Annotated in this window: 15 protein-coding genes; 1 reads left to right on the forward strand and 14 read right to left on the reverse strand. The window is 43.5% G+C overall.

The window, feature by feature from the left end; all coding sequences use genetic code 11:
• Positions 1-3: 3 nt before the first annotated feature.
• The 14 genes from BN2762_RS04370 to BN2762_RS04435 all read right to left on the reverse strand — a co-directional run bounded on the left by BN2762_RS04370 (position 4) and on the right by BN2762_RS04435 (position 14,926).
• Complete coding sequence (locus BN2762_RS04370; RefSeq protein WP_055105801.1) at positions 4-951, reverse strand: copper amine oxidase N-terminal domain-containing protein; 948 nt, start codon at positions 949-951, stop codon at positions 4-6.
• Positions 952-1,233: 282 nt separating this feature from the next.
• The gene (locus tag BN2762_RS04375) at positions 1,234-2,154 is read right to left on the reverse strand and encodes a copper amine oxidase N-terminal domain-containing protein (RefSeq protein WP_055105802.1); all 921 of its coding nucleotides are present in this window, start codon (positions 2,152-2,154) and stop codon (positions 1,234-1,236) included.
• A 135-nt stretch (positions 2,155-2,289) separates the two neighbouring features.
• On the reverse strand, positions 2,290-3,237 hold the full coding sequence (locus tag BN2762_RS04380) for a copper amine oxidase N-terminal domain-containing protein (protein ID WP_055105803.1): 948 nt from the start codon (positions 3,235-3,237) through the stop codon (positions 2,290-2,292).
• Between the two features lie 38 nt (positions 3,238-3,275).
• The gene (locus tag BN2762_RS04385) at positions 3,276-4,256 is read right to left on the reverse strand and encodes a hypothetical protein (protein WP_055105804.1); all 981 of its coding nucleotides are present in this window, start codon (positions 4,254-4,256) and stop codon (positions 3,276-3,278) included.
• Positions 4,243-4,812, reverse strand: a complete 570-nt coding sequence (locus BN2762_RS04390; RefSeq protein WP_074048566.1) for a hypothetical protein — start codon at positions 4,810-4,812, stop codon at positions 4,243-4,245. The genes BN2762_RS04385 and BN2762_RS04390 overlap by 14 nt, the downstream gene beginning before the upstream one ends.
• A gap of 35 nt (positions 4,813-4,847) precedes the next feature.
• Positions 4,848-5,228, reverse strand: a complete 381-nt coding sequence (locus BN2762_RS04395; protein ID WP_055105806.1) for a hypothetical protein — start codon at positions 5,226-5,228, stop codon at positions 4,848-4,850.
• A gap of 43 nt (positions 5,229-5,271) precedes the next feature.
• Positions 5,272-5,760 (reverse strand): hypothetical protein, encoded by a 489-nt coding sequence (locus BN2762_RS04400; RefSeq protein ID WP_055105807.1) that lies wholly within the window; start codon positions 5,758-5,760, stop codon positions 5,272-5,274.
• Between the two features lie 21 nt (positions 5,761-5,781).
• The gene (locus tag BN2762_RS04405; protein ID WP_055105808.1) at positions 5,782-7,854 is read right to left on the reverse strand and encodes a hypothetical protein; all 2,073 of its coding nucleotides are present in this window, start codon (positions 7,852-7,854) and stop codon (positions 5,782-5,784) included.
• A complete protein-coding gene (locus BN2762_RS04410; RefSeq protein WP_083484760.1) occupies positions 7,847-9,757 on the reverse strand; it encodes a P-loop NTPase family protein in 1,911 nt (636 codons plus the stop codon). The genes BN2762_RS04405 and BN2762_RS04410 overlap by 8 nt, the downstream gene beginning before the upstream one ends.
• A gap of 1 nt (position 9,758) precedes the next feature.
• Complete coding sequence (locus BN2762_RS04415; RefSeq protein WP_055105809.1) at positions 9,759-10,604, reverse strand: hypothetical protein; 846 nt, start codon at positions 10,602-10,604, stop codon at positions 9,759-9,761.
• Positions 10,605-11,288, reverse strand: a complete 684-nt coding sequence (locus tag BN2762_RS04420; protein WP_055105810.1) for a hypothetical protein — start codon at positions 11,286-11,288, stop codon at positions 10,605-10,607.
• A 10-nt stretch (positions 11,289-11,298) separates the two neighbouring features.
• The gene (locus BN2762_RS04425) at positions 11,299-12,333 is read right to left on the reverse strand and encodes an SAF domain-containing protein (protein WP_055105811.1); all 1,035 of its coding nucleotides are present in this window, start codon (positions 12,331-12,333) and stop codon (positions 11,299-11,301) included.
• Positions 12,334-12,581: 248 nt separating this feature from the next.
• Complete coding sequence (locus tag BN2762_RS04430) at positions 12,582-13,832, reverse strand: hypothetical protein (RefSeq protein ID WP_055105812.1); 1,251 nt, start codon at positions 13,830-13,832, stop codon at positions 12,582-12,584.
• Complete coding sequence (locus BN2762_RS04435) at positions 13,829-14,926, reverse strand: diguanylate cyclase domain-containing protein (RefSeq protein WP_055105813.1); 1,098 nt, start codon at positions 14,924-14,926, stop codon at positions 13,829-13,831. The genes BN2762_RS04430 and BN2762_RS04435 overlap by 4 nt, the downstream gene beginning before the upstream one ends.
• Before the next feature lie 726 nt (positions 14,927-15,652).
• On the opposite strand from BN2762_RS04435, the gene BN2762_RS26775 reads away from it, so the two are divergent.
• A complete protein-coding gene (locus BN2762_RS26775) occupies positions 15,653-16,015 on the forward strand; it encodes a hypothetical protein (RefSeq protein ID WP_148499869.1) in 363 nt (120 codons plus the stop codon).
• Positions 16,016-16,352: the final 337 nt, after the last annotated feature.

Raw genomic sequence — 16,352 nt, forward strand, 5'->3', positions numbered from 1 at the left:
GACTTAATTTATTCTCCATGGGTTAACCATCAAAGGGACATAATCCTGGTTTCCCCCATCAAATCCAATGTACTCTATGTCACTTAATTCCAAAACTTTCTGATCAATAATTCCGTCTAACGTTTTATCAGACAGCGACCATATTGGATAGAAGTCATATTTAGTTCCGTCACCGTTATTAATAGTTCTACCAACTACATGATTACGAAACCGAATATCATTTTTGTTAGTAAGGTAAAACAGGTTTCCTACCGTAGAGGTAGTCTTAGCTCGTACTTTAAGAAAGACAACTTTTGATGTAGGCTCTGTAAACAGCTCAACACTGTAAATTTCACGTAAAAATTTCGTAGGCAAATCCGCTTCTTTAAAAATCAATACCTTCTCATAAGTTATATCTTCTCGTGGACGTTTCAGAAGATATTCTTTATCCTTAAACCACTTTAAATATGGATCAATACTCACTGTTTTCAAGCCAACTTCCTCTAAGGTTGGTACCACCTTCTCCCCAATCCACACCCAATTCCCCACCTGATCCCAGCTCACCGATTCACCCAGGTTCTCGCTAACAAACCGCAACGGAACATAGGTGCGTCCCTTTACTGCTTTGGCTGCCGTATCCATCGTTACATTTTGGCCATCGACCACAGCCACCTTGCTTCCTAATGTAAGAACGATCGACTTCTCGCCCTTCAGATAGGTTACGGTTTTTTCACTGAAGTCTACCTTTGCCCCCAGAGCTTCTCCAATCCCGCGAAGTGGTACCTGAACCCGATTGTTCTCCATGACCGGATCGCCGCCTTGAAATTTTACCTTTCGTCCATCTACCAATACAGCTAGCTGCGGACTGCCTATAACTGTCCCAAGATCGGCCGCGGCCTCTACGTTCCTCTCCCATCGCAGCACCGAAACTCCAATCACGCCACATAGCAACAGCACTATCAATCTCTTCATTTTACTCTCCCTTATTTTCTGCAGTTTTAGAACAACCAATTATGTACTAACTTTTATAGATACTAAAATGCTCTCCGACCAGGTGAAAATTAAATATTTCATATTAATCACTACTTAAAGTAAAGTGTAATCCGCTTGCTTAATGATAAAAAATTATGTTTATTCAGATTTTCTTTATCATGTGTAGTTGGTAAAGTCCCAGCATAAGCTATATCAGACAAGATACTCATGAATACTATTCCACTCAGTATCCTCTTAAATTTCTTCATCTATTATTCCTTCTTACTTAAACGGATTTTCGAGGAGAAAGAGTGATTTACGGGAAAGACCGCTAAAACCAATATAATCCGCTTTCTTGATAGTAAATTGGGCATAATTTTTATCATTAATAGAAACATCATCTCTTCGCTGATCTATACGATAGTTCTCTATATATGTTTGATATGAATCATTTATTCTCATTGCCTCTATTGGGCCGCGTATACGTGCTCCTTGAGTATCAGATGATAAGTAATATATTCTACTGAAGGCAGCCGAATATCTTACACGCAGACCATCTATACCATTCTGCCTAATTTTCCATATATCATATATTACTCGATCACCCACTTTTAAAGGCAATTGATCGTAGTTGAACACATAGGCATCTTCTTGTCCATCATTATATAACCCACTAATTGGATCTATCATCTTCTTGAACTTATCAAGCTCTTGCGGCTTAATCCCAATCTCTTCGGGCGTAGGAATTTCTTTAGATCCAATCCATACCCAATTTCCCACCTGATCCCAGCTCACTGATTCACCCAAATTTTCGCTAACAAAGCGCAACGGAACATAGGTACGTCCCTTTACTGCTTTGGCTGCCGTATCCATCGTTACATTTTGGCCATCGACCACGGCCACCTTGCTTCCTAATGTAAGAACGATAGATTTCTCGCCCTTCAAATAGGTCACCGTTTTATCGCTGAAGTCTACCTTTGCCCCCAGTGCTTCTCCAATCCCGCGAAGCGGTACCTGAACCCGATTGTTCTCCATGACCGGATCGCCACCTTGAAATTTTACCTTTCGTCCATCGACCAATACAGCTAGCTGCGGACTGCCTATGACTGGCCCAAGATCCGCCGCGGCTTCTACGTTCCCTTCCCATTGCACCATCGAAACTCCAATCACGCCACATAGCAACAACACGATCCATCTCTTCATTTTACTCTCCCTTATTTTCTGCAGTTTTAGAACAACCAATTCTGTACTAACTTCTATAGATACTAAAATGCTCTCCGACTAGGTGAAAATTAATCTCTTCAATAAATTCATTGTCCTTCTTACCATCTCTATTCCCTATTTAAACGGATTTTCGATGGCTACTGCATAATCATATAAATCACCATCTTCAAGTAAAATGTAATCCGCTTGCTTAATGGTGAAACTAGTCCAACCTTCATAGTTTTCTATATATACACTATTTTGAAATTTATCCAAGCTGCTTACTACAGGGTAGAAATTCATTCCCGTGTTATCACCATTATTAGTAAATGCATTATCAATACCATGTCGACCTCTTGCGAAACTATTTTTCACCAAAAAAGTTATAGGATTTCCCCTGTGGTTGCTGCGAATTCGAATGAAATCTTCTCTCCTGCGTTTAACCAAGTCAATACTATACACGATTTGACTATCGGCCAACTGAATTGGCAAATCACTGGATTTAATAATTTTGATATGAGTATAGTCTTTTCCCCTAATATTCTTAAAAAACAAGTCACTCTGAGTATACTCCCTAAACTCACTTATTGGCGTGAGCTTATATTGCTCATCGTCAGTACTCGGAATCTTCTTCTCCCCAATCCAAACCCATCCCCCCACCTGATCCCAGCTCACTGATTCACCCAGATTCTCGCTAACAAACCGCAACGGAACATAGGTGCGTCCTTTAACTGCTTTTGCCGCCGTATCCATCGTTACATTTTGGCCATCGACCACGGCCACCTTGCTTCCTAATGTAAGAACGATCGACTTCTCATCCTTCAAATAAGTCACGGTTTTATCGCTGAAATCTACCTTTGCCCCTAGTGCTTCTCCAATCCCGCGAAGCGGTACCTGAACTCGGTTGTTCTCCATGACCGGATCGCCGCCTTGAAATTTAACTTTTCGTCCATCAACCAAGACAGCTAGCTGAGGACTGCCTATGACTGGCCCAAGCTCCGACGCGGCTTCTACGTTCCCTTCCCAATGCAGCATCGAAACTCCAATCACGCCACATAGCAACAACACGATCCATCTCTTCATCTGTTCGATTCTCCTTATCTCTAATGCTAATTAACTGTCTATCTCACACATTCCTTCGGAAAATATCCGGCTGCGGCCGCATCCTTTCTGGTATCAAAGGTTTCTTCTATGCGATACGGATACCCGCAGCCTTCTTGATAATAATATTTGAATCCCGTAGCTTCATCGATCCCTCCATATATCACCGTTTTCTTAACCAGCCGTCCTCCTCCAAAGGCATAATTGTTATAGAACTGATCACCCACAGGAATCCCCTGAACAAAAGCAAGAATACCGATATCATTGATCGTATTAACCCATTCCTCCTGCGGTATGCTCGGCAGTTTAAAGGTATAGTGAATACCGTTGCGGATAGCGTGCTCATTATGCTCGTTAATAAAATAAGCCAAATCCTCCTGGATTCGCTTAATGATCGTGCTCCTTCTCATCGCTTCAAAGCCCTGAGCATCATTTAACAAGGAAATATACGTTTTGTTCTGCAGCTCATGCTGGAATCCCCTCAGCCATTCTCCAGAAGCAGCTTCATAGGCTCGGACATATCCATCCAGCGTAAAGTTAATGATATTCCCGGATGAGTCGGAATAAGCATATGGCTTCTTCGGCCGCCATAAGTGCTTGTATATGATCTGCCCCTCAGAATCCCGATATTCAGAAATCGCATAAATATGATAGCCGTCATAGTCCATAACAATAATCGCTGGGATATAAGCGGCTAGCGCCCCCTCCCTTATCCGATCCCCGTCTACCTCAAAGTTCAGGTACATCGTTCGGAAGAAGGTCTCCACAGCTAATTCCTTGTTTACTTTAAAATATTTCTCAGATTCATATTCAGCCTCAAATTCCTGCAGCTCATTCGCATTCAGAACGACTCCCGCGTCCTGTACCGCAGTCCTTAAAGCTACAGTATATTGATGGTTCAGAGTCTGGACGGTCTTCAAATGAGCGGTTCGCAAATCCATGACTAAGAAGAAGGGGAGAATGATACAAACGAATAGAATCGCCCAATTAGTAATCTTCATTAATAATCATTCCCCCATAGGTTACATACACCTTGTTGTTGCTGCCGGTATTCCCATTTGTAAAAAAGTCCTGCAGGATCACAGCCATCGTACGATTTACATTTCGCACCTTCACGCGAAAGAAGTCCCCCGCAACCATAGGATCCGGCCGAGTCGCTGCTGTATCCCCTGTAGAGATTGGATAAATACGCTTCTTGCTATCCAAAGGCTCCGTGTTATTTGGAAACAATGCCGCCATGATCTCTTCCGTGTAATGACCATTAAAATAAATATCGAAGCTGCCTTCAAAGGTAGCAGGATTGGCGGGATCAAAATAAACCGGATTGTACCGCTTATGCAAATGCTCCATTTGAATATCGTATTGATTCCCGGTGGCTCCTAGCTTGCGATTCAGCTCTAAATACATATGCGGAGTGATATAGCCTTTTGTGCGCACCGCGTCCACAAACTCCGTGACCGCATTGTGAACGACCATTTGCGAGAGTTCGTCCTGGCGCTGAGCTTGCTGGTAGAGTGGATACCCGAATAGCAGGGCTACTGCAATAAATATCGCCATTATTTTAGATAATGATCCTTCCACGCACTCACCCTCTATGTAAAAATAATGGTTAACAGAACACCCTGACTATCCCGGATGTAAGCTACATCATACACCTTGTAAGGATCAATTCCAGAAATATTGATTGTCTCCGGATCAACGTATTTTGAGAAATATTGGCTTCCAACCTGGATATTAACCCCCAGCTGAGAAATCTGATATAAGCTCTGTATGACTTCTGCCCCCGTATAGGTCTCATTGCTGTTGAGCTGAAGGCTGGTGTACAGACGACGTTCCTCCTGCTCCATGGATGTTCTGGCCGCTTCGAAAGCGGCCTCCTGAGCATGAATACCGTTAAGAGCGAATATAAAAGCAACGATGAACAGGAATATTTCGGCAGCAACGAATATAGTTCTCTCAAGGTTATCCACCATCTTTTAACCCCTGCCCTCTATACCATCGTACGCAAGCCATGATTTATTCCTGTTCAAACTCTATGCCGCGGATCATATTATTCTTATCTCTCACGATAGTAGCTTTAAATTTACCGCTCGGATTAATATACTCCGGGTATCTCTGATTCTCAGGTATAGTTAAGTCAACATTTTTATAGTCAGAATTAATGGAGCCCTTGTCATCCCCTTCGTAAACAAAAGTATTTCCATAGAACGTCCCAACATTATTGCCAGCTGCTTTCTGCTTCCCAGTCACTACCCGAATTCCAAACTGCTCCAAATTCATATACTGGCGAATCGCATTCAGCACCTGACTGCCTGACAGAGTAGTATTGTTATACGTATTAAACTCCGTGTCAGACAACTGGGTTGTAATCGAGGCCATTTTCGTCTGGCCCTGTTTCGCGGCATCCTGCGAGGATATCGTAATAATAACCACAATCGTAATTAGCATAATCGTCAGGAATATCCCTGCCGCGACTCGTATACCGACGCCTGTATTTTCTTCCATCTCAAGTACATCTCCTTTAAATTAAATAGTTTGTATTTGTTTTGATAATTCTCCGAGCTGTCCGAAGGACATATAGAGGAACGGAAAGACCAGATATAGCCCTATTAGCAGTGCCCCCGGTGTCCATCCGATCATTCTCCCCCATGAAGCCTTTTGGCGGATTAGCCGCTCGAGCCGCTCCTTTTTCTGCTCCGCATAGTATTCCTGCTCCATCTCTAGATCGTCAAAGGCCTCGCGAATCGAAATCTTCTCAATAGCCTGGTGCAGTCTCTTGATAATTCTGACAAAGGATTCGAAGGGGGCTTCATCCATTAGCGTCTTCAAAGCGGCTTCGGAGCCGCTATCAAAGGTAAGCAGCGCACGCTGCAGCGCTGGCCTGAAGATGATGCCATACCGTTCCATCCATTCTAAAATCGTCTCCACCGACATTCGTTCAAACTCCGACAATATCGAAATTAAGACATGAAATTGATCTACTTCGTTCTGCATTTCCATAGCTCGAAGCTTCCGCTGAAATTGGAGAATCCATACCGGCAAATAATAACCTGCCCCTCCAGCAGCAATGGCAATGAGCAGCTCCCACCACTTGAAGAACTCGTTATTAATGAGAGCCATTTTCCCTTCAATGCGCATAATAGCGGAATTCATATCAACATCACTAAGCGGCTTGTCCGAATTTTGTTCAATCACGGTCTTTATGCTTTCTCTATTTTTTTGTCCCTTCGCCTTCACCTCTCTTATAATTTGGTTGTCGAATTTGGTTAATTCCTCGGCTCTACTCAGCTCGGTCTCATTCATGTAGCCAAGAATCGTAGTCTGTTCTTTGGTCGGACTGTTATATACATGAAATACTGCGGTAATGTGGAGAACGACAGTCAGGATGACTACACCAACGAACCCTGCAATACTTACGGCAATTCTATGAATGTAGAACCATTCCAATATAAATGGCGAGTTTGCTTCCTTAAGAAGCATGTTCAATCTGTAATGCTTGCGAGTCTGCGCCCCTGGAACCAACCGATCGACAAACCACCGGACAATCGGCCAATTATAGGCCTGCTTCTCCCATTGCTTTCTAGGCCCTTTGGGGACATATTTAGCCTCGTCATTCTCGGACAGCTTGCGAATAAGAACATAACTAAGTGCCGATACGCCATAAATCACCAACCGGATAATAATCCCCATCTTACTGGTATAGAAATCTTTCGTAATTGGGAAATAACTCTCCGCCCAGCGTACCAACGGGAAAGATAGCAGAATGGGGGCTATAGCGATCATCGTCAATCCCCCAAGCCGATAGCGCAGCCTCTGCCTCCTTAACAGGTCATATCTAATTTCCTGAACAAGCTTGTTGATTGAATTCAAATACATGGAGCCCTTGTCCACCGTACGGTCGCCATACTCCATAATCAAATGCGAGATTCCCGCAAACACCTTTAAATATCGATTAGGTGCTACTGCATAATAGCCCTCAAGTCCTTTATGCGGTTCGTGAGACGTTAAGATATCATAAATTTTCTCGACCTGAAGCTTAATTTCCTGAGGCGAAGCCTGTGCTGCCTGATAAATCGCCTCATCCACCATACGCACCTCTTGATAGTAATGGCGATTATCCTCCAAGAAACGGGAAAATTGCTTGAGCAGCCTGTCCTCTACCCGATTAACAAATATATCTACAAATAATTCATTCATGATGATGGCAATCAATACCCCGAAGAACACCGCCATCCAGCTTCTGCTTACTACTGCTAATATCAGAATCCCCAGCAAAGCTGAGCCTAGAGTAAAATAAGTAATTCTCATCGTTTCTTTGCGAAGAGTATATTCATCGTATGTATTAATAGCTGTTAGCCGCTTGCGTATGCGCAAAATTTGCCCACGGGTAATGGGAACCCGCAGAAGAAACATGTAGGATTTTTGATAGAAGATCAATAATTTGGGTGGAGTAGCCCTCTTAGTGTTCTGTCCGGTTGTCCACACACTGCCAAAGTTCTTCCTTCTCTTTCGCTCTTTGAGGATGGCAAAGATCAGAAATAATCCTGATACTATGATCGCCGACCCGCAAATGACCAGTACCCAGAACCATTTATTCATGGCAATCCCCCCAATAGCGGTCCAGGAATGCCTGGAATTGCAACCGATCATCGGCACTCATATGGAACATCATGCTGTCAATTTTCTGTTGGGATATCGGAGCTACGGCAACATATTCACCGTTTCGATATTCAATAATGTTTCGTGCCGTCCATACGCGCCCGCTGCTGCGGCGATAAGCCTCTCTGTGCAGCTCAACCAGAGCGTCAAGCTTGCTCTCTACGCTGTCTCCAGTAGCAGATAGCGCATCCCCTTCCAATACATCCGACTCGTAAGTCACAGGAATAATTTCCGTAATCCGCTCGATATATCTCCTCCCGTCGGTTTCCTTGCGCATATGAATATCCCATTTCACGGCATGGACTACCTGCTCCTCGGCAATACGTTCATTCTGGAAGACTCCTGTCTTGAGCAAGGAATTTCGCAGCGACCATACCAATTCGCGAACTGTAGTTGCATGGTGGGTAAAAATAGTGAATAAGCTTGCCACCTGAGACATCTGGATCATCCAGGCTGCCACCGGATCGGTCGCCACCTCACCTAGAATATTAACGGCTCCGTCCGTCTTCTTCTGCAAGTCGAGTCCTGCTTGTCCGGAAATGCTGTCCGTCTCTCGAAAAGCTAGAGTGTTTCGTTCCGGGTAAAGTCGTCTTAAATGAAGCTCAAACGTCATCTCCTGTATCCGTAAAGTTAAAGTAGCGTATATGTATTTAACAGATGCCATGACTAGCGAAGTCTTCCCCGAGCCCTGCGGGCCAGTAAATGCCGTTACCTGCGCTCCCCTCATCAAGTGCTTGATCATTTCCCGGGGGAGCTCTGAATGATGGCCTGATTTATCGGAGACAAGACTATCCAGGTTCATATTCGGGAGGTCAAATTTCCGAACGAAGAAGGCCCAGCTTTCCGCAAAAGGAGGCCGTACAACAACAACCCTTGAGCCGTCTTTCATTTCATTGACTTTGAACCCATTCGTTTCCGTAAGCTGCCCTGGGTTATCGTATTTGTAAATATTCTGGCATACCCTCTTCAGCTCAATATCCGAGCCAAAGCTGAGAAACGGCAAATGAATCGATTTCCCCCGGAAAAATATCCACACGCTCTGATAACCGGGATGACGGGAATTCTTCATCCCCTGCATAAGCTCCATCTCATCCTCGATGATTTGCATCGCCGAAGGAATTCCTGATACCCCTCCCGAAACTCCGTCAATGGCCATGTCCCGTATGTCATCAATCACTCCAAATCCTTTATAGGCCCCATAAATACGTTGGACGATAATACTCAGCTTGTCCGTATATTCCAGGCTATTCGGGGCCTCGCGCTGATAAATGCTCCGAATCTCTTCGCCTGTAATAATATAGGAGTCAACCGTGCCGTCTTCGATAACTTGCTTCGGCCGGTCAAGCTGGTATTTATCAATCAGTCGAGTCAGCCCTTGAAAGCCGTGTTTCTTCTTATACAGATGCAGTAGAATTTCGAATTTATCCTGATCCGTCAACTGATCAGGGTCTTCAAACGGAATAATGTAGTTAATATTATGCTCATCCAGCTTATAGCTTCGATCCAGCAGGTCGTAAATATATTGCTTTAAATACATTTTCTCCTGGATATCACCGTTCGTAGCATTCTTCATCGCACTTCTCAGTTCTGCGACAACGGCTTGCCGACGGGCATATTCTTCCCCTGAAAGGCCCATATCCAGCAAACTGCTGTTTACAAAGTCATTAATAGTCACCTTGACATACTGAAGAATGGATTCCAGCTCGAACCTTCTCCTATCTCCGTCCGAGGTCTTGGTCTTCTCTTGATTCGGCTTCCGATTCAGCACCACGAAGAGGTACACAACCAATAGGATCAATATAATCACGATCACGATAAAATTGAGGGTGTAAGACATCCCCATCTTATAAGGCCCTTCCTTCCATGTACTTTGTCTTCGCATTAATTCCTATTTCCGTAAGAATTAACTCGCTTACCTTGCGTACTTCTTGCATGAACATGTAATTTTTATGATGCTTAGGCACAAAGCGATTCTTAACAAAAAAGCCCTTCACATCGCCATCATTGACATGATCCCGGAAGCTAGTGTTATAGGGGATAGACGCTATTTTCCCTTTGTATTTATATTTATTCGCTATATTTCTGATCTTATATTTAGAATCGTGGTCATACTGCCCGATTAATAGAATGTGCGGCACCTTATCCAAGGCTTCCGGCCAAATCCTATCTTCCTCTTCAAAATATTTCTCAAGAACATTTATATTTTGATTGAGGCAAACGACGACAAGATCTGAATTAGCCAAGGTATTCAGAATAACGGGGCTATTAACACCGCTGTGTACATCAAGCAGCAGCATGTCATAATAATCCTGCGCCTTGTCGAATATGATCTCCAATACATCGTTTGAGCTTTCGAATCGCAGCTTATCCGACTTCTCGGTACCGCTAAGCAAGTCCAATCTATTTCTTTCGATAAGCAGGGCATGGTTCTTGACCGTTTCCCTCTCCAGCTTATTGCTCCGGACAGCTCGCTCCAGCGCATCCATGCCTGATCCTGATACATCGATAAACTGCCTGTTATACTGATTAATGGTTCTATGAAATGATCGTTCCAGCGTAGAGTCAGACCATTGCGGCTGTGAGATTAATGTTCTCAGGTCATATTCCAGCCCGATCAATGCGGCTATGGCGGCGGTATTGCTTGTGACTCCTAACCCGTGCTGTACTCCCCAAAAGGAAACCTGCGCCACTTACTTTCTCCTCCTCTCGGTACGCTTCCACAGCCTTCCGGCCTCTTTGTCATCAATTTCCAAAATTGCAGATAACACTTGCTTTAATACCGTTTTATATTCTCCCGACAATTTGCTCATCGAGATCTGATTGCTGAACTGATTATGTATTTTCTGGGCACTATCCCGCTCATCTACGTAATACACAAGCGTGTCATGCCATTGAATAGGGAGGTGATCCAGCAGTTCATCCAAATACTCCTCACTAAAGGCATCCGTTGCCCGCTGCACGATTCTTGTAATCGACTTTAGCTCAGACGCTTCGCTCTGTTCAAAGAATCCGTTTAGCAATTGGCAATTCCTCTGCATTACCGTATTATCTAAGGACGTTACCAAGAATACAGGATTTTCACTGCTCCACTCCTGAACATTCTTTAAATAGTCTACGTCTATTAAGACATAATCATAGTTTGTCTCAGCTATACGCTCTTTGAGCTGGATCGGACTACATACGTTCTCCATAACATCAAAGCCGTCATATTGATGGACATCCGCCTCTATATCCAGCTTGGGATATGCATATTCATACCTGCCTGACTCTGTTGCATCTGCGATGAGCACGCTGTGCTCCATTGAAATCAATTTCCCCAGGTAGAACATCATATCCGTCTTATCATAATGTCCAAGAAATATTATTTGCTTCATGGCTTTCGATCTACTCCTCTATAGAAACACTATCAATATTGTCTTTAAAGATATCTTCCGACCGGGAAGTCGTTGAAGATGCTGGCCGTGATGACATGGATTGCCCTGGACCAGATGAGGAATCAAGTAATGGATTATCCTGTGTAAACTCGGTAGTACTAGAATCATCGTATTCGTTCTGATAGGAATTTGGGTTGTTCGTCTCCAGCTTCGACTTGCCGCTAATATACTTCTGACGCTCCTGCTCCGGCATCTCCCTTAGATCCCGCTCTAGTCTTTCCCGATTCCGCTGCTCCATAGCCATTGTTGCAATACCAATAATATTGGGGTTTGACATAATCAACTCCTGGACTTTAGGATTTGGCGGATATGTAACATGTGCTTTCTCTTGCATATAGGGATCTACGTAGCTAAGCGCGTATATAGTAGCATCGTTAATAAATGCATCCACGATAGCGCTAGACATAAACAATATTTCTTCTTCCTTCAGTTGGTGCCACACGGTACCGTTATTCAAATCAGCAACCTTTTTCTTCGAAAGAACAATATAGTCCTGTCCCGTTGGGAATTTGATTCTAATGTCAACAAAATCTCTTGTGGTTAGCTTTAACGGCAGCTGAATCAGATTAAATTCTTGATTACGCAAATCATCGGGCGTAATTCCTTCCTCAAACAGCATCGCATTTGTGATTAATGTGTTCTTCTTTAGATCGATCTTGGAATACTTGCCTATGATATCTTTCTCCAGAACTGCATTATCTGGTACCACACTCCGTGGAACGCTTACAGAAACAATATCCTTCTCGGTGATTAGATCCCCTGCCTTATAATCATCGCTCAATATGGCCACATTAACTCTTTCCTCATTGAGCTGCTTCTCAGCTGCAGCTAGCTTGGTTTCAACTTCACTAATGCGCTGCACATATTTTTTCTGAATACTGCTTACATATAAATATCCAATAATTAGACAAATAAGCAGAATAATCGCTCCTCCAATGGCGCCTGCCGTTAGAAGCTGCTTCTGCCGCAGTCGTATTCTCGACATACCTTAACTCCCTTCAAAATATTGAAATGAATCCAATTACCTATCATTGTAGGAAAATTATATCATATGGTTTTTGCAGAAACTGTCGATTTTTGTTGAAATTTTAATATTTTATCTAAATTTAGTTAGAAGTATTCAGTTCTAAAGACCTTCATCTGTAATTGCAAAAAAAGCACCCTGTTTAAGACATAAAAAGAGGTTCCCCTAAGCAGGATACACTTTGCTTAATAGAGGAACCTCTCAAATGCTTATTTAACAAACAATAGCGCCAGTAAAATAATGATGATGAGCAAGCAGCCAATAATAATGAAATAAAGGGCGTTTTTTGTCGAAGCCTTCTTCTTTTCTCCCAAAAAATTTTTTAGCAATTTCGAAATCGTCGAATCGGTCTCGCTTAGAGCTTTATAAGGATCGGCATGAGGAGGAATTCGATATACCAAATTACCCGGAAGCTCCTTCCTTATATCCGCTATGCTTATCGGATCTACAAAGGGAATACAGTAGAACCAATTGGATTGATCGCTCTTCTTGTGTGCGTCTCGGAATTTTTTGATTCTAGGCTGCCGCCATTCGCTTCCCGCACCGATTACAATCTGAGCATTCGCGCGATAGAATTCAGCACTCCACTCGCTCTCAGTATAGCTGCCTATATCCAATATAAGATAATCATAACCTGCAGCCAGCAGTGAGCTCATATCCATCTTACTAGTGCTCTTATAGTAAACTACTCCATTTATACTGAATTGTGCGGTGGGGTTGGTATAATCCCGAATGCCCTCATAGGCGCTCTCAATATAATTAAAATCCTGCGAACCGTTAGCTTCAACAATAGCCACCGAGTATCCCTTCCGGTTCAAGTAATTCGATATCAAAATACTAAGATGCGTGGATCCTACCTTGGCTTCCACCCCCATAACAGCTACTGTTATGGTTCCAATAATTCGATCCTGGACAATAACTCTCTCCTGAAAGGGAAGCTCAGGAATTTCCAGATCCATAACGTCCGCATTCTCCAAATAAGAGCTCTGAAGCTTGGAGGTAAATCGGTAAATGCGATCTTTGACGCGCTCCATTTGCACTTCCGAATCATTCAATTCCGGCGCAGCTCCGGGTTGGCTTTGATTGTTCGGCAACAATTTATTTAAAGCCTGGATAATAGACTCGGGCTTAGTGCCCGGCACTGTCGTAATCACTTGAATTCCCATGTCCGCCAACTGGTGAACCATTCCATCCTCTTCATGACGATCAAGGGCAATGACTACAACTTGCGTATGACTTCTTAATGATTTATACTGGCGTATTCCTTCTAGAAAGGGCTGGGCTTCTGTACAATCCATATCCGTTACAAAAGTTTGAATGTTAATTCTAGCTACGGAATGTATGAATTCCAAATACTCGGAGCCGCTAAATCTTCCTGTTTTCTCATAGCTAATGTCTGAATTCCCAATTGCTTTACGGACTTGGGCGGCAGCTTTGGCTGAAACAATCAGTGCATTCATACTCTACCACCCCCATTTCCATCATGACTCAGGATTTTGCTATTTGCCAAATCAAATATTTTATCCAAGCCATTTGATTTTATCCGGTCAGCATCCTGTCTGGCATCATGGAGGAGCTGCTCCAATTCTGCCCCTTCAATAACATTCGTATAACCGACTGCAATAGGGTATGGAACTTCTCCTTCAATGTTCATCCGTAGGGATTCTACTAGGCTGGCCATTTCTAAAGATGATTTGGTAATCATGACGGCCACCCCATCTTGACCATATCTGCACGAAAAGCCGAGTCTATCTATGTATTTCTGAATAATTGGCCCTATGTTGTTAAAGTGTTCATCGTAAGACCCGCTTCGATTTTCCTTACTGAAATCAATCAATATGTATACAATACCGAAGGCTTGTCCACGCGATAAATATTGATTAGCCTGCTGGACAAAATGCTTGCGGGTGTATAACCCGGTCGTCTCATCCCTAGTCGATGTGAAAGCAGCGGCCTGCATAATATCCAGCACTCTCTCCATTAGCTGGGTGAAGATCATGTACATCGAGAAGAATAGAAAAAGCATACCTAGCACATGAAGTCCATTCATCTTCGTTATTGCTGCAGATATAAAAAAGATAAGATGGAGTGCATATCCTATAAATGAGATTACAATTTTCGGCTTGATCCCGGTTTCAGGAACAATCTTATATATCATGAAACCAGCAAGTCCGGCAATAACAAATAGCAGAAGTAAAGCTGCCATTTCCACAGGCAAGAATAGCGATGCCGCTGCCGTTATAAGACTAGCACCAGTCCCTGTTAAGTGTCCGTATAATTTATCCTGTCTTTTTGTGAATAACAATCTATGCAGAGCAATCTGCATGAGAACGAAGCTGCAGGTCAACAGTGATAGAAAGAATGTATACCACGAATTAAATTTATTTGGCAAGGCTAACATAGCTATAGAAGATATTGCACCCAGTAGAGTTGCGCCAAACAGATTGATATACAGCTGACTGCGCCACCTAAAATACATCATTGCTCCAATTGTTGCCAAAATAAGCATCATCGATAGCAATAGACCATAGAAAGTTAGTTGAAAATTAATCATTCCATAACACCTTTCTCTTTATTAACTCCTCGTTAATATGCATAATGGCTTCCTTGGATAGAACTTTAGTCCCCTTAATAATGTATACCCCCTCTATATAATATACTATAAGCACCATAAATAGGAATATAGATATAATCGTGGGTTTTGATCCAATATGCTCTTGTATCTACTGATAATTGAAATGAAAGGCACCCATGGGTTTGACCGCCGTCAATTTCATACATTCCCCGCGTCTGGCCGCTGCACGAGTGCTTGTGTATGATTTTTCATACACAATCCCTGCGTCTGGCCGCTGCACAAGTGCTTGTGTATGATTTTTCATACACATTCCCTGCGTCTGGCCGCTCCACGAGGGCTTGTGTATGATTTTTCATACACAACCCTGCGTCTGGCCGCTGCACAAGTGCTTGTGTATGATTTTTCATACACATTCCCTGCGTCTGGCCGCTCCACGAGGGCTTGTGTATGATTTTTCATACACAAGCCCTGCGTCTGGCCGCTGCACGAGGGCTTGTGTATGATTTTCATACACATTCCCTGCGTCTGGCCGCTGCACGAGGGCTTGTGTATGATTTTTCATACACAAGCCTGCAGCAGTCCACTGCACGAGGGCTTGTGTATGATTTTTCATACACATTCCCTGCGTCTGGCCGCTGCACGAGGGCTTGTGTATGATTTTTCATACACATTCCCTGCGTCTGGCCGCTGCACGAGTACTTGTGTATGATTTTTCATACACATTCCCTGCGTCTGGCCGCTGCACAAGTGCTTGTGTATGATTTTTCATACACATTCCCGCAGCAGTCCACTGCACGAGGGCTTGTGTATGATTTTTCATACACAATCCTGCAGCAGGCCACTGCACGAGTGCTTGTGTATGATTTTTCATATACAATCCTGCAGCAGGCCGCTCCACGAGGGCTTGTGTATGATTTTTCATACACAACCCTGCGTCTGGCCGCTGCACAAGTGCTTGTATATGATTTTTCATATACAATCCTGCAGCAGGCCGCTGCACAAGTGCTTGTGTATGATTTTTCATACACATTCCCTGCGTCTGGCCGCTGCACGAGGGCTTGTGTATGATTTTTCATACACAAGCCTGCAGCAGTCCACTGCACGAGGGCTTGTATATGATTTTTCATATACAATCCTGCAGCAGGCCGCTGCACAAGTGCTTGTGTATGATTTTTCATACACAATCCCTGCGTCTGGCCGCTGCACGAGTACTTGTGTATGATTTTTCATACACAATCCTGCAGCAGGCCACTGCACGAGTGCTTGTGTATGATTTTTCATACACATTCCCTGCGTCTGGCCGCTGCACAAGTGCTTGTGTATGATTTTTCATATACAATCCTGCAGCAGGCCACTGCACGAGTGCTTGTGTATGATAAATAAGCTGACGCAGGCGTCAGCTTGA

Source organism: Paenibacillus ihumii (assembly GCF_001403875.1).
In the GTDB taxonomy this organism is placed as follows: domain Bacteria; phylum Bacillota; class Bacilli; order Paenibacillales; family Paenibacillaceae; genus Fontibacillus; species Fontibacillus ihumii.